This is a genomic window from Burkholderia multivorans ATCC BAA-247 (assembly GCF_000959525.1).
GTDB lineage: Bacteria > Pseudomonadota > Gammaproteobacteria > Burkholderiales > Burkholderiaceae > Burkholderia > Burkholderia multivorans.
Genome location: NZ_CP009830.1, coordinates 334,873 through 351,779, shown reverse-complemented (window position 1 = coordinate 351,779; position 16,907 = coordinate 334,873). Strand labels below are relative to the sequence as shown.

General features: G+C 70.9%; 21 protein-coding genes. 7 read left to right on the top strand and 14 right to left on the bottom strand.

Translation table 11 applies throughout. The features are described 5' to 3' along the window. Positions 1 to 7: 7 nt before the first annotated feature. The 4 genes from NP80_RS01610 to NP80_RS01595 form a co-directional block, all read right to left on the bottom strand. On the bottom strand, positions 8 to 319 hold the full coding sequence (locus NP80_RS01610; RefSeq protein ID WP_006411764.1) for a hypothetical protein: 312 nt from the start codon (positions 317 to 319) through the stop codon (positions 8 to 10). A 44-nt stretch (positions 320 to 363) separates the two neighbouring features. After that, positions 364 to 675 carry a hypothetical protein gene (locus NP80_RS01605; protein WP_006398931.1) on the bottom strand — a complete coding sequence of 104 codons (312 nt, stop codon included), beginning with the start codon at positions 673 to 675 and terminating at the stop codon, positions 364 to 366. Beyond that, a complete protein-coding gene (locus NP80_RS01600; protein WP_006407438.1) occupies positions 672 to 902 on the bottom strand; it encodes a hypothetical protein in 231 nt (76 codons plus the stop codon). Before NP80_RS01600 ends, NP80_RS01605 begins: the two co-directional genes overlap by 4 nt. A gap of 415 nt (positions 903 to 1,317) precedes the next feature. Next, positions 1,318 to 1,623, bottom strand: coding sequence for a hypothetical protein (locus NP80_RS01595; protein ID WP_006407436.1), 306 nt, complete (start codon positions 1,621 to 1,623; stop codon positions 1,318 to 1,320). 145 nt (positions 1,624 to 1,768) lie between these two features. Here NP80_RS01595 and NP80_RS01590 point away from each other — a divergent pair, with 145 nt between their 5' ends. The 3 genes from NP80_RS01590 to NP80_RS01580 all read left to right on the top strand — a co-directional run bounded on the left by NP80_RS01590 (position 1,769) and on the right by NP80_RS01580 (position 3,088). Continuing rightward, complete coding sequence (locus tag NP80_RS01590; protein ID WP_006398927.1) at positions 1,769 to 2,029, top strand: hypothetical protein; 261 nt, start codon at positions 1,769 to 1,771, stop codon at positions 2,027 to 2,029. A 53-nt stretch (positions 2,030 to 2,082) separates the two neighbouring features. After that, entirely contained in the window at positions 2,083 to 2,514 is a 432-nt protein-coding gene (locus NP80_RS01585) for a CBS domain-containing protein (protein ID WP_006411762.1), read from the top strand. A gap of 88 nt (positions 2,515 to 2,602) precedes the next feature. After that, positions 2,603 to 3,088, top strand: a complete 486-nt coding sequence (locus NP80_RS01580) for a PRC-barrel domain-containing protein (protein ID WP_006398925.1) — start codon at positions 2,603 to 2,605, stop codon at positions 3,086 to 3,088. Positions 3,089 to 3,190: 102 nt separating this feature from the next. Here NP80_RS01580 and NP80_RS01575 read toward each other — a convergent pair whose 3' ends face one another. Then, positions 3,191 to 3,748 (bottom strand): response regulator, encoded by a 558-nt coding sequence (locus NP80_RS01575; RefSeq protein WP_006411763.1) that lies wholly within the window; start codon positions 3,746 to 3,748, stop codon positions 3,191 to 3,193. Between the two features lie 88 nt (positions 3,749 to 3,836). Here NP80_RS01575 and NP80_RS01570 point away from each other — a divergent pair, with 88 nt between their 5' ends. Continuing rightward, a complete protein-coding gene (locus tag NP80_RS01570) occupies positions 3,837 to 4,613 on the top strand; it encodes a UdgX family uracil-DNA binding protein (RefSeq protein ID WP_006411759.1) in 777 nt (258 codons plus the stop codon). Then, on the top strand, positions 4,610 to 5,902 hold the full coding sequence (locus NP80_RS01565) for an Nramp family divalent metal transporter (RefSeq protein WP_006411760.1): 1,293 nt from the start codon (positions 4,610 to 4,612) through the stop codon (positions 5,900 to 5,902). The genes NP80_RS01570 and NP80_RS01565 overlap by 4 nt, the downstream gene beginning before the upstream one ends. A gap of 54 nt (positions 5,903 to 5,956) precedes the next feature. Here NP80_RS01565 and NP80_RS01560 read toward each other — a convergent pair whose 3' ends face one another. From NP80_RS01560 to NP80_RS01525, 8 genes are all read right to left on the bottom strand, one after another. Continuing rightward, entirely contained in the window at positions 5,957 to 7,132 is a 1,176-nt protein-coding gene (locus NP80_RS01560) for an alcohol dehydrogenase catalytic domain-containing protein (RefSeq protein WP_006411758.1), read from the bottom strand. Between the two features lie 28 nt (positions 7,133 to 7,160). After that, positions 7,161 to 7,772 carry a DUF892 family protein gene (locus tag NP80_RS01555; protein WP_006407431.1) on the bottom strand — a complete coding sequence of 204 codons (612 nt, stop codon included), beginning with the start codon at positions 7,770 to 7,772 and terminating at the stop codon, positions 7,161 to 7,163. A gap of 57 nt (positions 7,773 to 7,829) precedes the next feature. Further along, positions 7,830 to 8,444 carry a DUF4142 domain-containing protein gene (locus NP80_RS01550; protein ID WP_006407430.1) on the bottom strand — a complete coding sequence of 205 codons (615 nt, stop codon included), beginning with the start codon at positions 8,442 to 8,444 and terminating at the stop codon, positions 7,830 to 7,832. A 26-nt stretch (positions 8,445 to 8,470) separates the two neighbouring features. Then, the gene (locus NP80_RS01545) at positions 8,471 to 9,328 is read right to left on the bottom strand and encodes an SDR family oxidoreductase (protein ID WP_006411765.1); all 858 of its coding nucleotides are present in this window, start codon (positions 9,326 to 9,328) and stop codon (positions 8,471 to 8,473) included. 131 nt (positions 9,329 to 9,459) lie between these two features. Beyond that, complete coding sequence (locus NP80_RS01540) at positions 9,460 to 10,026, bottom strand: hypothetical protein (protein ID WP_006407428.1); 567 nt, start codon at positions 10,024 to 10,026, stop codon at positions 9,460 to 9,462. Between the two features lie 58 nt (positions 10,027 to 10,084). Continuing rightward, positions 10,085 to 10,384, bottom strand: coding sequence for a DUF2795 domain-containing protein (locus tag NP80_RS01535; RefSeq protein WP_006398916.1), 300 nt, complete (start codon positions 10,382 to 10,384; stop codon positions 10,085 to 10,087). 31 nt (positions 10,385 to 10,415) lie between these two features. Then, positions 10,416 to 11,444 (bottom strand): SDR family oxidoreductase, encoded by a 1,029-nt coding sequence (locus tag NP80_RS01530; protein WP_006398915.1) that lies wholly within the window; start codon positions 11,442 to 11,444, stop codon positions 10,416 to 10,418. A gap of 28 nt (positions 11,445 to 11,472) precedes the next feature. Further along, a complete protein-coding gene (locus NP80_RS01525; protein WP_006407426.1) occupies positions 11,473 to 11,877 on the bottom strand; it encodes a BON domain-containing protein in 405 nt (134 codons plus the stop codon). 266 nt (positions 11,878 to 12,143) lie between these two features. Between NP80_RS01525 and NP80_RS01520 the strand changes: the two genes are divergently transcribed. Both NP80_RS01520 and NP80_RS01515 read left to right on the top strand, forming a co-directional pair. Next, complete coding sequence (locus NP80_RS01520) at positions 12,144 to 13,460, top strand: glycosyltransferase family 4 protein (RefSeq protein WP_006407424.1); 1,317 nt, start codon at positions 12,144 to 12,146, stop codon at positions 13,458 to 13,460. Next, a complete protein-coding gene (locus NP80_RS01515; protein ID WP_006398911.1) occupies positions 13,460 to 14,506 on the top strand; it encodes a UDP-glucuronic acid decarboxylase family protein in 1,047 nt (348 codons plus the stop codon). The genes NP80_RS01520 and NP80_RS01515 overlap by 1 nt, the downstream gene beginning before the upstream one ends. Before the next feature lie 19 nt (positions 14,507 to 14,525). On the opposite strand, the gene NP80_RS01510 is transcribed toward NP80_RS01515, so the two are convergent. Further along, positions 14,526 to 16,829 carry a hybrid sensor histidine kinase/response regulator gene (locus NP80_RS01510; protein ID WP_045592899.1) on the bottom strand — a complete coding sequence of 768 codons (2,304 nt, stop codon included), beginning with the start codon at positions 16,827 to 16,829 and terminating at the stop codon, positions 14,526 to 14,528. Positions 16,830 to 16,907: the final 78 nt, after the last annotated feature.

Sequence of the window (16,907 nt, the reverse complement as noted above, 5' to 3'; positions counted from 1 at the left end):
GCGCCGATCAGTACTGCATCGGCGGCGGCGTGCCGGGCGCCGGGCGCGTGTTGGTCGGCGCGCCGCCGACGTTCGGATCGGGCACGCCGGTCGGCGTGCCGGTCGAGCGCTGCGGCATCGTGTTGCCCGGCGACGGACGCGTGTCGTAGCGCGTGTTCGCGTCCGGCATCGTCTCGGTCGGCGGCGACGCGTTGCCGCCCTGATGGGGCGGCGGCGGCGCGCCCGTCGTGCGGACCGTGTCGGGTTGCGTGCAGGCGCTCATCGCGCATGCGGCGGCGGCCGCGCAGACGGCGAGCGAGAGCGAATGGATCGATTTCATCGAGACCTCCATGCAAGGGGGGCCGGCGTGCGTCGCGCGCACGCTCAGAGCCGGTTGAAATGAAAGTCGGCCGCGTACGCGGTCGGCCCGCGCCGCGCCATCATCGCGTCGAACTCGGCGGCCATCCGCGCGAGCGCGCCGCGCTGCCGCGCGACGTCGGCCTGCTCGAGCGCCGCGAACGCGTCCGCGTCGAAGGTGACGGTCAGCGACGCCGGATGCCCGTCGACGCGAAAGCCGATATGGAGCGCGCCGGCCGGCTGCTCCTCGACGTGGAACGGCATCGCGCGCGCTTCGAAATGACGGCCGAGCGTCTCGGCGATGTCGCGCAACATGCCCTGCTTCACCAGGATGCTCATCGCGTGCGCTCCTGCCGCGCGGGCGGCGTGGCGGCGTGCGCAGGCGGCACGGGCGCCGGCGGCTCGCGTTCCGGCGGCCGGTGTTCGGGGGGATCGCCTTCGGGGTCGTGGTACGGCTGCGGCACGTCGGGCGGCAGTTCCGGCGCGGGCGGCGGCACCGGCTCGGGCTCGGTATCGGGCATCGGCGGATCGGGCCGATGCAGCGAATGTGCAAGGTCCTCGTTCATGGGCGCTCCGTGACGGTCGTGTCGCGAACGATGTCGCTCGCGGTGGCGTCGCCGTGCGGGGCCGCAAGCCGCGTTCCGTCCGGTGTGCGGCCTGCGCCGCGCGAGCGGCCCGCGTCCGTGCGAGGCGCTGCGCGCCACCGTGACTTCGCTACACCGCGCGCTGCAAATCTTTCATGCGGGCGATGCACGCGGCGATTGCGGGCGGACGCGACGAGACGCATGTGCAAGCGCGCGCGACGCGACGGCGCGGCAAGCGCGCACGGCATGCGCGTACCACGCCGCACATCGCATCCCGTGCATGCGCGCCGCGACGCGCATGACGCGCATGACGCGCATGACGCGCATGACGCGCAATACGCGAGTCGCGCGATACGTGCAGCCGATCTGTACCGCGTGCGACGAGCGAAGGCCATCGCTACGTGTCGTACGCGGCCATCACGAGCCATAGATTGCGGCCCTCGTCTTCCACGCGCGCGGCAAGCGCGTACGAATCGCCCGGCTCGCACGCGCGCTGCAGCGCGAAGCGCGCGGGCTCGGTCGCGCCGAACGTCTCGTCGCCGAGCGGCCGCACGTCGGCCTTGCCTTCGAACATGCGGCGCTCGGGCCGGTAGATCAGCGGCTCCTGCTTCCACGCGGTGAAGTGGTGCTTCACCGAATCGAATCCGCCGCCGCATACGTTGACCTCGTAGCGCACGCGCGGCTGTCGTTTGATCGGAATCATCGTCGTGCCTCCCGCTCGACTGTCGCGCCGGCGCGCTCGTGCGGCGCCGGCGCAGTTACGTCCTGCGCGGCAAGCCGCGTGCCGCGCGACCACTACGGGAACGCGCATTGCGCGAATTCGTACGTCATCGACACGGAGACTTGCCATGAACGATACGACCCGATCCGAAGAGCGCACGCCGTCGTCCGGGCAGCAGACGGACCCGACGCCGCCGCTGAAGGATCGCGACAGCGCGCGCACGCGCCATTCGGAGCGCCACATCGACAAGTCGCTCGAAGACACGTTTCCCGCGAGCGACGCGCCGTCGACGGGCGGCGTCACGCGGATCGAGCCCGACACGCCGCCCGGCACGCACGACGACGGGCCGTGGCAGGAAAAGCGCGAGCAGGACGAAGGCGGACGCTGAGCGGCACGCCCGTTGCGAGAACGACGGGCCGAACCCGAAGGAGGAAGGACTACATGCATCGCGTCAACGAAATCATGTCGCAGGACGTCGTGCGCATCGCGCCGACCGACTCGATTCGCCACGCCGCGGAACTGATGGCGCGCTACGACGTCGGCGCGCTGCCCGTGTGCGACAACAACCGGCTGGTCGGGATGGTCACCGACCGCGATCTCGCGGTGCGCGCGGTATCGGCCGGCAAGCCGCCCGACACGCGCGTCCACGAAGTGGCGTCCGGGCCGATCGAATGGTGTTTCGACGACGATTCGCTCGACGAGATCCAGCACTACATGGCGGATGCGCAGTTGCGCCGTCTGCCGGTCGTCGATCACGACAAGCGGCTCGTCGGGATGCTCTCGCTCGCCGACATCGCGACGCGCACGGCCGGCCCGTCGCGCGACGCGCTCGCGAACACGCTGGAAGGCGTGTCGCAGCCGAAGCAGGCGTGACGGACACGGTGTCCGTTCGCGTCATTACCCCGAACGCGCGGCCCGCGCCCGATGCGGCCGGCCGCGCCCACGCAGCAGGAGGACAATCATGCAGACTCCCGATCAAGGACAGACCCGCATCGTCGGCAAGGGGGCCGCGACGGCAGACGGCCCCGGTCCCGACGTGATGGCAGCCGATACGCTCGAAGGCAACAAGGTCTACACGACCGACGGGGACGATGTCGGCAAGATCAAGGACATCATGCTGGACGTGCGCTCGGGCCGCGTCGCGTACGCGGTGCTGTCGAGCGGCGGCCTGCTCGGCATCGGCGACAAGCTGCTCGCGATTCCGTGGAGCGCGCTGACGCTCGACACGGAACGCAAGTGCTTCCTGTTGTCGGTATCGTCCGAGCGGATCCGCAATGCGCCGGGCTTCGACAAGGATCACTGGCCGGCGATGGCCGACCCGCAATGGGCGGGGCCGCTGCACGAGTATTACGGCAGCACGCCGTACTGGAGCGCGGGCGACGAGCTCGGCCTCACCGATCCGACCGAAGACCTGAACGATCCGCGCGCGCGCGACGGCCGCCTGTAATCGCGACGTGTCGCCGGCGACGGCGACGCGGTCCGCACCCCGCCTCCGGCGGGGTTTTTTTATGCGCGGGCCTTTATATGCGCCGCGCGCCGTCACGCGTTTTTACAACCCGCGTGTAACGGCGCCGTCCGCGCCGTCGAGCCCGTCCGCGCGTTCGGCGCCGTCCAGGCGCCCCGCACCGTCCACGCGTTCGGCGCCGTCCAGGCGTTGCGCGGCGCGCGCACCGCATGCGGCTTCCAGGTAACGCAGCAGCGGATGCGGCGTCAGCGGCTTCGCGCAATGCGCGTCGAAGCCCGCTTCGCGCGCGCGCTCGCGATCGACCGGCGACGCGAACGCGCTGCACGCGACGAGCAGCATGTCGGCCGTGCGCGGGTCGCCGCGCAGCCGCCGCGCGAGCTGCAGCCCGTCGAGCCTCGGCATCGCGACGTCGAGCACGATCGCGAACGGCTGCCAGTCGCGCGCGACGTCGCACACCGCGAACGGATCGTCGACGACGCGGCATTCGAAGCCGCGTGCGTCGAGCAGCAGTTGCAGCGCATCGGCCGCGTCGCGATAGTCGTCGACGACCAGCACGCGGCGCGGGCGGCGCGGCACGCTGTCGGGCGAGCGCCACAGCAGCACGTCGTCGGCGGCCGGATCGTCGCCGGGGGCAATAGGCATGGCTTTTCTCCTGTGATCGAATGCCGGATGCCGGCGGCCACGCAAGGCGCGCGCCCATATTGACCGGCGGTGGCATGCGGGTTGCTGTGTGCTGTCGTATTCATCGAAAACGGGAGCCGTCGATGCCAGCGATCGAGTCTTTGTCGTCGGCCGGCACGCGATGCGCGCACGCGCGCCGCGCGCCGGCATGCGGAGCGCGGGCGCGATGACGCGCGCAGCGTCCGCATCCGGCGCCGACGACACGCCGGACGATCAGCGCCCCGCGACGCTCGACGCATGCCGGCGCTGCGGGCTGTGGGAACACGCGACGCAGCCGGTGCCGGGCACCGGCCCGCGGCACGCGTCGATCGTGCTGGTGGGCGAGCAGCCGGGCGATCAGGAGGACCGCACGGGCGTGCCGTTCGTCGGCGCCGCCGGCCACGTGCTCGACCGCGCGCTCGACGCGGCCGGCATCGATCGCCGCTCGGTCTATCTGACCAACGCCGTCAAGCACTTCAAATGGGAACCGCGCGGCAAGCGGCGTCTGCACAAGACGCCCGCGCAGCGCGAGATCACCGCGTGCCGCTACTGGCTCGATCGCGAACTCGAGAGCGTGCACCCGCGCGTGATCGTCGCGCTCGGCGGCACCGCGCTGCGCGCCGTGCTGCAGGACAACGACGCGACGCTGCAGCGCACGCCGACGCCCACGCGCACCGCGCAGGGCTACCTCGTCGTCGCGACCTACCATCCGTCGTACGTGCTGCGCACGCGCGGCGCCGATTCGCGCGAGCACGCGTACCAGACGCTCGTCGATGCGCTGCGCACCGCGTCGAAGCTCGCGCGCGACGACGGCACGCCGAAGGCGGGCCGCGGAGACACCGAATGAGCGACGCGCCGCCCGCCGACGACACCGCCAAGCCCGCCCCGCTGCCGTGGTACCGCCGGCTCGGCCCGGGGCTGCTGGCCGGCGCGTCCGACGCCGACCCGAGCAACGTCGCGGTCTACGCGCAGGCCGGCAGCCAGGTCGGCTTCAACATGCTGTGGATGATCGTCGTCACGCTGCCGATGATGGTCGCCGTGCAGATCGCCTCCGCGTGCATCGGCCGCAGCAATCGCGAAGGGCTGATCGCCGGCATCCGTCAGCACTATTCGGCGCGCGCCGCCAAGGCGCTGATCGCGCTCGTCGTGATCGTCAACGTCGTGAACGTCGGCGCCGACCTCGCGGCGATGGGCGACGCGACCGCGCTCGTCGTCGGCGGCCGCAGCTACTGGTTCGCGCCCGTCTACGGCATCGTCTCGCTCGCGCTGCAGGTGACGATGTCGTACGAGCGCTACGCGCGCTGGCTGAAGTGGCTCACGTTCGCGCTGCTCGCGTACGTGGTCGAGCTCGCGTTCGTGCACGTCGACTGGCCGCACGCGCTGCATGCGCTCGTGCTGCCGCAGATCGCGTTCTCGCACGCCTACGCGACGACCGCCGTCGCGGTGCTCGGCACGACGCTGAGCCCGTATCTGTTCGTCTGGCAGGCCGCCCTGGAAGTCGAGGAAGCGCAGGCGGCGCAGCGCAACGGCGCGAGCGCGCGCGACACCGCACTCTGCGACCGGCAGGCGCAGCGGATCCGCGTCGATACGTGGGCCGGGATGGTCGTGACCAACGCGGTGTCGTTCTGCATCATGGTCGTGGGCGCGGCCGTGTTCTATGCGCGCGGCGAGCACGACATCGCGAGCACCGCACAGGCCGCCGAGGCGCTGCGGCCGATCGCGGGCGAAGCCGCGTTTCTCGTGTTCGCGTTCGGCATCGTCGGCTGCGGCCTGCTCGCGATTCCCGCGTTCGCCGGCAGCGCGGCATACGGCTGCGCGGAAGCCTGGCGCTTCCGCGAAGGGCTGAACGAGCCGGTGCGGCGCGCGCCCGCGTTCTATACGGTGCTCACGCTCTGCGTCGTCGTCGGCATCGCGATCTGCTTCAGCCCGATCGATCCGATCCGCGCGCTGTACTGGAGCGCGGTGCTCAACGGCGTCGCCGCGGTGCCGATGCTCGTGATGGTGATGCTGCTGTCCGCGCGGCGCGGCGTCGACGGGCGGCCGGGCACCGGCATCGTGTCGAAATGCTTCGGCTGGCTCGCGGTCGCGCTGATGGCGGTCGCGGTCGTCACGATGGTCGTCGACATGGTGGCGTAGTCGCGAACGGCGGGAAAGGCGGGATAAGCGGGACCGCCGCCGCGCGCGATGCGGTCAGCCGCCCGGCTGCATCACCGCCTTGATGCAGCCGTCGCTGCGCGTGCGGCTCAGTTCGTAGAGCGCGGGCCCGTCCTCGAGCCGCGCACGGTGCGTGACGACGAACGACGGATCGATCCGACCGTCCGCGAGGCGTCCGAGCAGCTCGTCGCTCCAGCGCGGCACGTGCGTCTGCGCCGCGCGCAGCGTCAGTCCCTTGTTCACGATCGCGCCGACCGGCACGTCGTCGACGAGGCCGCCGTACAGCCCCGCGATCGACACGATGCCGCCGGGCCGGCACGCATAGATCGCTTCGCGCAGCACGTGCGGCGGGTCGACGCCGGGTGCCGACGTTTCCTTGAAGCGGTCGAGCGGCGCATCGACGGCGTCGATCGCGTGCGCGTGGAGCCCGACCGCGTCGATGCACTTGTCGGGCCCTTTGCCGCGCGTGTGTTTCGCCAGCGTGTCGGCGACGCTGAGCTTCGTGAAATCGAGCGGCGTCGCGCCGAGCGTGCGCGCGCATTCGAGCCGCGCGGGCACGCAGTCGATCGCGATCACCTCGCGCGCGCCGAGCAGCCGCGCGGCCAGTGCGGCGAACAGGCCGACTGCGCCCGCGCCCCACACCGCGACGACGTCGTTCGGCTGGATCGCGCACTGCGCGGCCGCCTGCCAGCCGGCCGGCAGCGTGTCGCCGAGCGGCAGCGCGCGTTCGTCGTCCAGCTCGTCGGGCAGGCGGATCGGCGCGACGTCGGCGAACGGCACGCGCACGTATTCGGCGTGGCCGCCCGCATAGCTGCCGGCGAGATGGCCGCCGCCCAGCAGGCCGCCGGTGCCCTGCCCGTACACGCGCTCGACGAACGCGCGATTCGGGTTCGACGCCTCGCACACCGAGTAGTTGCCGCGCCGGCACTGCTCGCATTCGCCACAGGCGACGACGAACGGCACGACGACGCGATCGCCGACGTGCAGACGACGGTTCTCGCGTCCGACCTCGACCACTTCGCCGACGAATTCGCGGCCGAGAATCGCGCCGTCCTTCAGCCCCGGCATCGCCGCGTCGTACAGATGCAGATCGGCGCCGCCGATCGCGCAGCGCCGCACCTTGACGATCGCGTCGCGCGGGTGCTCGATCGCCGGATCGGGCACCCGCTCGTAGCGCACGGTGCGCTTGCCGTGCCAGCACAAGGCCATCATCGGCGTTCTCCCCGCGGCCGGCGACGCGTTACATCATCTTGCCGCGCGAGCGCTCGGCGCGCGCCGCGTCGGCGGCCGACTCGACCTTTTTCACTTCTTCCGGCGGCGGCAGCACGGCCTTGAAGCCCATCGACTGGATCCACATCTCGCGGGCCCAGCCGCGCGTGTGGTACAGGTGATGGTCTTCGTCGGCCTCGACCTCGTCATGCGCGGCCTTCAGCACCTTCGCCGCTTCGCTGTCGGGCAGCTGGTCCGCCGCATAGCCGATCAGCTCCCAGTTCAGGTGGTCCTTCGTTTCGGCGAGCACCACGCACTCGGCCGCGACGACCTGCGCGACGGCCGGGTCCGCCTGCTGCCGCGCCTGCTCGATGACCTGGACCAGCGATTCGCCGGTGGCCGCCACCGCCGCGCGGCCGGGCGACTGCGCGTCGGGATCGAGGCCGAGGGTCTTGAACACGTCGCGCAGCACCTCCTGGTGATGCAGCGTTTCGCGATGGTACTTCTCCCACTCCTTGTGCAGGTCCTCGTCGGTCGCGCACTGCAGCGCGGCCTCGTAGATCTTCGCGCCGCCAAGCTCGGTCTCGTACGCCTGGCAGAGCAGTTCGAGGATGCCTTCGTGCTTCGATTGCCGTTGGGCCATGACTGCCTCCGAAAAATCGGGCCGCACGCGCGGCCCACAGGTTGAACCGGGCGCGCGTTACTGCGCGCCCACCTTGCGCTGCAGCGCCTCCGCCATGCTCAGGTGATGCTTGAGCGTCGGCAGCGTCGATTTGGCGAACGCACGCAGATCGGCATCCTTGCCGTCGCGCGCCTCGCTCTCGAACAGCGCGATCGTCTTGCGGTGTGCATCGGGGCCCGCGGCCGCGACGTACGCGACGTCGAAGTCGTGGCCCTGCTTGCCGCGCAGCGCCTCGACGTCCGGGTCGGCGATCTGCTCGGCCTGCGGCTTGATGCCCTTGCGCGCGGCGAGCTTGGTCAGCTGCGCGTTCGCCTTGCCGTGGTCGGCGACCATCCGCTTCGCGAACGTGCGCACGTCGGCCGACTTCGCCTGCTTCAGCGCGAGCTGGCTCGCCTGCACTTCGGTCTTGCCGCCGAGCGCCGCCTTGTCGACGAACTCGGCGTCGGTGCCCTGCGGCGACTTCGCGATGCCGCTGTCGGCAGCGGCCGCGCCCGACGACGGGTTCACGACGCCGCCCGGCACGTGCGAATTCGATGCCGGCGGCTCGCTCGGCATCTGTGCGTGCGCGGCCGTCGACAGACCGAGCACGCCCGCGGCGGCGAGTGCCGCGATCGTCCAGTTGTGGGTTCTCATTCGGTTCCTCCTTGCGTGAGGCGGCGTCAGCCGCCGACGATCGAGCCGCCGTTCGGGTGCAGCGTCTGCCCCGTCATGTAGCTCGCGCCTTCGGATGCGAGCAGCACGTAACAGCCGATCAGTTCGTCCGGCTGCCCCGGCCGCTTCAGCGGCACGTTCGAGCCGAATTTCGCGACCTGCTCGGCCGTGAATGTGGACGGAATCAGCGGCGTCCAGATCGGCCCCGGCGCGACCGCGTTCACGCGGATGTCGCGCTCGGCGAGCTCGATCGACAGCGAGCGCGTAAACGCGACGATCGCGCCCTTCGTCGCCGAATAGTCGGGCAGCTTCGGGCTGCCGTGATAGGCCGTCACCGATGCGGTGTTGACGATGCGCGCGCCGGGCTGCATGTGCTTGAGCGCGGCCTGCGTGCAGAAGAACATGCCGTACACGTTGGTGCGGAACGTGCGTTCGAGCTGTTCTTCGCTGACTTCCTCGAGGCTCGGCTGCGGATGCTGTTCGCCCGCGTTGTTGACGAGCACATCGAGCCGGCCGAGCCGCTCGACCGTGCGCGCCACCGCGTCGAATGCCTGCCGCCGGTCGCCGACGTCGCAGGCGATCGCTTCGCAGCGCCGCCCGGCCTGCTCGATCAGCCGCTTCGTATGCGCGGCATCGTCGGACTCCTTCAGGTAGACGATCGCGACGTCCGCCCCTTCCTTCGCGAAACCGATTGCCACCGCGCGCCCGATCCCGCTGTCGCCGCCGGTGACGAGCGCGACCTTGCCCGCGAGCTTGCCGCTGCCGACGTAATCGGCGGCTTCGTCCCGCGGCTTCGGATTCATCTCGCGCTCGGTGCCCGGTTGCTGCGTCTGCTTCTGCGGCGGCGGCGTCTGTGCCGTGGTCATGGGGTTCCTCCTTCAACGACGGTGTGCGCAGCGCGACGCAAGCGCCGTGCCGTGCGCCGCGCGCCCGCGCGGCGCCGACGGCGCGGCCTCGCGCGCGCGGCATTGCAAAATGCGTGCAGAAAATACGCGGCTCAACGCGGTCCCGCGGCGCCGGCCTCGTCGGGACGGCGCACCGGATCGAAATCGCGCCACTCGCCGTTCTGCCAGTCGCCTTCGACGCGCTCGATCGACGTCGCGCCGGTCGCGCGCAGCACGTCTTCGGCGGTCGTCGCGCTGCCCGGCGTCACGCGCGCGGCGAGGATCACGCCCGATTCGGTCTTCGCGAGCGTGCCGCGCCCTTCGGCCTGCTGCCCGCGCATCCGGCCGAGCGCGCCGCCGAACGCGCCGAGATACGCGCCCGCGAGCGCGCCCGCGACCGGCACGAACCAGTAGCGCAAGCCGATCGCATAGACGATCAACCCGACGACGAGCCCGATCGCGAGCCCGCGCATCACGCCGACGACCGCGCCGCGGCCGCCGGGCTTCGCGGCCGTATCGGCGTATACGTCGCCGCCGACCGGAAAGCGCGCATGCTGCCCGTCCGGATTCAGGAAGAAGATCGACACGTCGTCCGGGCCGAATGCGCGCTCGTAAAGGCGGCGCGCGCCGCCTTCCGCTTCCTCGAAGGTCGTGAACCGACCTGCGACGATCATCGCCATTGCTCTGCTCCTCGTGACGGTGCACCGCGCGCGCGGCCGGCGCGCGGCGGCGCGGCGCTTACATCAGCCGGCCCAGTTCCTTCGAGACCGACGCCGGCGTTTCGTACTCGCGATCGGGGATTTGCTTGAGCATCTCCAGCACGTCCGGATCCGCGTGCGAGCGCTCCGCGCACTCGACGACGTCCGACTTGCTCGCCGGATAGTCGAGCCCCTTCAGCGCCTTCTGCACGTCGATCGGGCTCGGCGGCTTGCCGTGCCCGGTCTGGTGCCCGCCCTTGTCGTGATCCTGCTGCGTGCGCTCGCCTTCGTGCGCGCGCGAGTGGCTGTGCTCGTGACCCGTATGTTGTCGGGATGTCATTGCGATGCCTCCTTCGAAAAGTGAAACGAAATCACGCCGCGGCGCGGCGCGACCGCGCGACGGCCGCGAACAGCAGCGCGGCCGCGGTCAGCGCAACGGCGCTCGCGACCTTCGGACGCTGCACGACCGTGTTGTACGCGCACGAGCGCAGCACCGGCCCTTCCATGCCTTCGCGCTCGTGCAGCGCATGACGCGACTCGTAGAGCGCGTTGTCGTCGCGCGGCCGCGCCGGCCGCACCGTGCGCTGGCCGCGCGAGAACAGCGTCGCCGCGAGCCGGTCGAACAGCCGCGGCGCGTGATACGCGCTCGCCGACGTCAGCTTTGCGGCACCGCCGACGAACAGCGTGCGGCGCGGATGCGCGGCCGCGAACAGGATCGCGTCGGCGACGAGTTCGGGGTCGTAGATCGGCGGCGGCAGCTTCGGCTCGACGTTCATGTAGTTCTTCGCGTGCATCACGAACATCGTGTCCATCGCGGCCGGCTTGATCAGCGTCACGGACACCGGCAGCCGGTCCGACTCCAGTTCGAGCCGCAGCGAATCGGTAAACCCCTTCACCGCGTGCTTCGACGCGACGTACGCGCTCTGCAGCGGCAGCGGCGCGTCGGACGCCTCGCTGCCCATGTTGATGATCGCGCCGCCGCGCAGGTCGTTCTGGCGACGGAAATGGTCGGCCGCCACGAGCGAGCCATGCACGACACCCCAGTAGTTCGTGTCGAACAGGCGCCGCTGATCCTCGAGCGGCACCGTCGCCGCGGTGCCGAAAATCGACACGCCCGCGTTGTTGACCCAGGTATCGAAGCCGCCGTACGTCTCGACCGCCTGCGCGGCCGCGCGCTGCAGATCCTCGATGTTCGCGACGTCGCCGGCGACCGGCACCGCGAGACCGCCGTGCTGGCGGATTTCTTCGCAGAGCGTGTTGAGCGCGTCCGCGTTGCGCGCGAACAGCACGAGCTTCGCGCCGCGCCGTGCCGCCTTGCGCGCCGTTACGAGGCCGATGCCGCTCGTCGCGCCGGTGATCACGATCGTCTGCTCGCCGACCGGTTTGAGCATGCAGTTCATCACTGGACTCCTTCGGCGGTGCCGTCAGTTATTTCGGCCGGATCGTCAGCTGGTCGCGCACGCTCTGCACGCCGTCGACCTTCTTGACCGCGTCGACGGCCATCGTGCGCTGCTGTTCGTCCGGCACGCTGCCGGTCAGCATCACGACGCCATGCCGCGTCTTCACGTGGATGTCGCCGCTCGTCAGGCCGCTCGTGCCGACCAGTTCGGCCTTCGCCTTCGTCGTGATCGTCGCGTCGCGGATTTTCGTGCCGGTCGACGAATGCGACGACGACGAAGACGAGGACGACGACGCGCTGTCGTCGCCGGCGGCGTACACGTTCGGCGCGGCGAGCGCGCAGGTGGCGGCGGCGACCGCGATCGCGAGACCGATGCGGCGCGTGCGACGACCGCGAAGTCGCGGAGAACGGGCTTGCAGCGAGTTGAGCTTCATCGTGACCTCCTTTTTGTCACGCCGGGCGAGCCGGCAGGTACGCCACGCCGGCGCAAGCGGCGTGCCGCACCGCCCACGCGCGCGTCACGTCCGGTCGAACCGCGTTCGGCGCCTGCACGCCGATGATCAGACGCCCTTTCATCCAACGCGTTGTAATTTTTGCGGCGCTCTCCCGTACGCGCGCGCGCGCGTAGCAGCGGGCATGACGATTGCCGGAGAAGCTTCGAGGGACGCACCGGCGCGGCCCCGATATCGGGAGCGACACCATGCAAAGAATCGCGTTGATCAGTGAACATGCGTCGCCGCTGGGGGTCATCGGCGGCGTCGATGCAGGCGGGCAGAACATCTATGTCGCAAACGTCGCGAAGCAGCTCGCCGAGCGCGGGCTCGACGTCGACGTGTATACGCGTTGCGACAATGCGCACCTGCCGGAAGTCGTACGGATCGGCACGCGGATGCGCGTGATCCACGTGCCGGCCGGCCCGCCGGTCGACGTGCCGAAGGAAAAGCTCCTGCCGTACATGGGCGCGTTCGCGGAGTACATGATCGCGCGCATGCGCCGCGAGCCCGATCCGGTCGACGTGATGCACGCAAACTTCTTCATGTCCGGCGAAGCGGCGCTGCGCGTGAAGAAGCGCCTTGGCATTCCGCTCGTGACGACGTTCCATGCGCTCGGCCGCGTGCGGCGTCTGCATCAGGGCGCGGCCGACGGCTTCCCCGATGCGCGCTTCGCGATCGAGGACACGCTCGCGCGCCGCTCGGACCGGCTGATCGCCGAATGCCCGCAGGACGCGCTCGATCTGACCACGCACTATCGCGCCGATGCATCGCGCATCGAGATCGTGCCGTGCGGATTCGACGCGCGCGAATTCCGGCCGGTGCCGCGCGCGGCCGCGCGTGCGCAGCTCGGCTGGCCCGAGGACGCGTTCGTCGTGCTGCAGCTCGGCCGCCTCGTGCCGCGCAAGGGAATCGACAACGTGATCGACGCGCTCGCGCGCATGCCGCGCGATCCGCAGCGGCCGACGCGGCTGTACGTGGTCGGCGGCAGCCAGGCGACGCCCGACCCGGCGAACGATCCGGAACTCGCGCGGCTCGTCGCGCTCGCGCACGACGTGGGCATCGCCGATCGCGTGACGTTCGTCGGCCGGCGCGACCGCGACGCGCTGCACCTCTACTACAGCGCCGCCGACGTGTTCGTGACGACGCCGTGGTACGAGCCGTTCGGCATCACGCCCGTCGAGGCGATGGCGTGCGCGACGCCCGTGATCGGCAGCGACGTCGGCGGCATCCGCACGACGGTCGAGGACGGCAAGACCGGTTATCTCGTGCCGCCACGCGATCCGGCCGCGCTCGCCGAGCGGCTCGTGCAGTTGCGCGCGCAACCGGATCGCTGCGCGGCGCTCGGCCGCGCGGGCTACGAACGCGCGCATCGCTTCTATACGTGGCGCGGCGTCGTCGACCGGCTCGTCGACGTCTATCGCGACGTCGCGCGCGAGCGTGCGGGCACGACGGCAGCCACGTCGCGCCGCACGCCGGTCGCGACGACACCGGCCGTGCTGGCCACCCGCAAGGAGAATGCGTGATGAAGGGCTACGATCGAAAACGCGTGCTCGTGACGGGCGGCGCCGGCTTTCTCGGTTCGCATCTCTGCGAGCGTCTGGTGACGGCCGGCCACGACGTGCTGTGCGTCGACAATTTCTACACCGGTGCGAAGGACAATATCGCGCACCTGCTCGACGCGCCGAATTTCGAGCTGATGCGTCACGACGTGACGTTCCCGCTCTACGTCGAAGTCGACGAAATCTACAACCTCGCGTGCCCCGCGTCGCCCGTGCACTACCAGCGCGACCCCGTGCAGACGACGAAGACGAGCGTGCACGGCGCGATCAACCTGCTCGGTCTCGCCAAGCGCGTGAAGGCGCGCATCCTGCAGGCGTCGACGAGCGAGGTGTACGGCGACCCCGACGTGCATCCGCAGGACGAACGCTATTGCGGCCGCGTGAATCCGATCGGCATCCGCGCGTGCTACGACGAAGGCAAGCGCTGCGCGGAAACGCTGTTCATGGACTATCACCGGCAGTACGGCGTCGACGTGCGGATCGCGCGGATCTTCAACACCTACGGGCCGCGCATGCATCCGGCCGACGGCCGCGTCGTGTCGAACTTCATCACGCAGGCGCTCGCGGGCGAACCGCTGACCGTCTACGGCGACGGCACGCAGACGCGCTCGTTCTGCTACGTCGACGACATGATCGACGCGCTCGTGCGGCTGATGGACGAGCCGGGCGACGCGTGCGAGCCCGTCAATCTCGGCAGCGACGACGAGATCGCGATGATCGACGTCGCGCGCGAAGTCGTGCGCGTGGTGGGCGCGACGGTGCCGATCGAGTTTCGTCCGCTGCCGGCCGACGATCCGCGCCAGCGCCGGCCGAATCTCGACGCGGCGCGCAAGCGGCTCGGCTGGCGCGCGACGACGCCGTTCGCGAGCGGGCTCGCGCATACCGCGCGCTATTTCATCCATCGGCAAGCCGCGCACCATGCGCCCGGCGATCTCGTGCGCAGCACGCAGATCGCGTCGCACATGCTCGCGCAGATCGGCACGCGCAACCGCGCGGCGCCGACGTCTTGAGCGCGGCGCACGCGTCGGCTCAGTCGTCGCGGCTCGTCACGCGCGCGATCTCGCGCGCGAGATCGCCGACGTCGACCGGCTTGCAGAGATAGCCGTCGAAGCCGGCCGCGCGCGCGCGCCGCTCGTCGGCGAGCCCCGCGTGCGCGGTCACCGCGACGACGCGCGGGTTGCACGCGTCGTCGCCTTCGGCCGCGCGCCGGCGGATCGCGTCGAGCAGCCAGAAGCCGTCGCCGTCCGACATCGCGAGATCCGACAGCACGACGGTCGGCCGCATCTGCGCGGCGATCGTCACGGCCTGATGGCCCGACGATGCGACCGCGACTTCGGCGCCGAGCGTGCGCAGCGCGGCGGTCAGGCTCGCGCGCGTGGTCGCGTCGTCGTCGACGATCAGGATCCGCTGCGTGTCGAGGCCGAGCCGTTCGCGCGCGACGACCGTCTGCGCGATCCCCCATGCCATCGCGCCGATCGGCTGCCAGCCGGCCGGCAGCTTCACGGTGAAGGTCGTACCGCGATTGCGCCCCGCGCTGTCGACGACGACCGTGCCGCCGTGCAGCTGCACGATATGCCGGACGATCGACAGGCCGAGCCCGAGGCCGCGCCGCGACGAGGCCGGCGAATCGTCCGCGCGCCGGAACATGTCGAACACGTGCGGCACGAACTCCGGCGCGATGCCCTGCCCGGTGTCGGTCACGGTCAGCACGGCATGCGTGTCGTCGTGCGCGACGCTGACCGTGACGTCGCCGCCGGCCGGCGTGAATTTCAGCGCGTTCGATACGAGGTTCGACAGCATCTGCCGCAGCCGCTCGGCGTCGCCCGAGACGATGCAGGTCGCGACACGCGACTCGAATTCGAGCGCGATGCCGGTGCTCGATGCGGCCGTCTGGAACGCGGCGACGACATCGGCGAACAGCCGCACGACGTCGACCGGCATCGTGTCGAGCCGCAGCTTGCCTGTGGACAGCGACGACGCATCGAGGATGTCGCCGACCATGCGCGTGAGCGAGCGCGCGCTGCGGTCGATCGCGTCGATCGCCTGCACGCGCAGCGCGTCGTCGCCCGAATTGCGCAGCACCTCGATCCACCCGTAGATCACGTTCAGCGGCGTGCGCAATTCGTGCGATACGGTGGCGAGCAATTCATCCTTCAGACGATTCGACGTCGCGGCCTGCTCGCCCGCGTCGCGCGCGCTGCGCAGCGAGCGTTGCGTGCGCCGGTCCTGACGGCGCTGTGCGCCGGTCTCGCGCAGCGTGATCGACAGCGCGACGCCGTCGCGTGCCTCGCCGCGCACGGGCCGCGCGGCGACCGTCGCGCGGAAGCGTCCGCCGTCGCGTCGCACGCAGAGCAGGTCGACCGGCCCGACGATTTCGCGCAGATGGTCGAAGGTCTGCACGAGCGGATGACGCTTGAGCCAGCGCATCGCGATCAGCGAGTCGAAACGGCGGCCGTAGGCCGCCTCTTCGTCGTAGCCGAAGATGCGCTGCGCGGCCGGATTCCAGCTGACGATACGCGCGTCGCGGTCGATCCCGATGAGCGCATCGGGCGACGCGTCGACGACCGCGCGCCGGACCTGCGCGGCGTCCGCCCGCGCGCGGTCCGCGCTCGCGTCGCGCAGCAGCAGCACTGCGCCGTCGACGTTGCCGTCCGCATCGGCGATCGGCGCGGCCGTCTCCGCGACCGGCACGGGCTCGCCGCCGGCCACGCGCAGCCAGTGGCGCTCGCAGGTCGTGCGCGTGCCGCCGAGCGCATGTTCGAGCGCCGAGGTCTGCACGCGCCGTCCGTCGCGATCGGTCAGCTGCAGCACGGCGCGCAGCGCGCGGCCGGCCGCGTCGTCCGGCCGGCAGCCGAGCAGCGCGGCCGCCGCCGCGTTCACGTAGGTCAGCCGCGCGTTCGTATCGGCGGCGATCACGCCGTCCGGCAGCGCATTCAGCAGCGCCTCGAACTGCGCGCGCGCCGCGGCTTCGCGGCGTCGCGCACGCTCGTTCGTCACGCGCGCATGGCGCACCGCCGCGACGACTGCGCACGCGAGCACGCCGATCAGCGCAAATTCGCCGAGCCGCACGAGACGCTCCGACAGCGACATCGCGTACGCGGCCGGATCGGACAGGAACAGCGTCCACACGAGCACGCTGCTCGCGAGCGTCGCGATCAGGCCGAACAGGAACGACGTCGCCCAGGCGATCGCCGCGAGCAACGGGTAGTACACCGCGAGCGGCATGTTGGCGCCGCCGAAGCGAATCGCGAGCGCCTGCAGCACCGTCGCGATCGCGACGAACATGACGGCCGTCGCGCAATTTCCGGCATGCGTGCGCATCTTTTCACTCATCGGCTGCGCTCCCGGCGTGTCGCCCGGCCGTCGTGGCGCGTCGCCGGCGCGGGCATGCCGCGTGCTTGCCGATGCGCA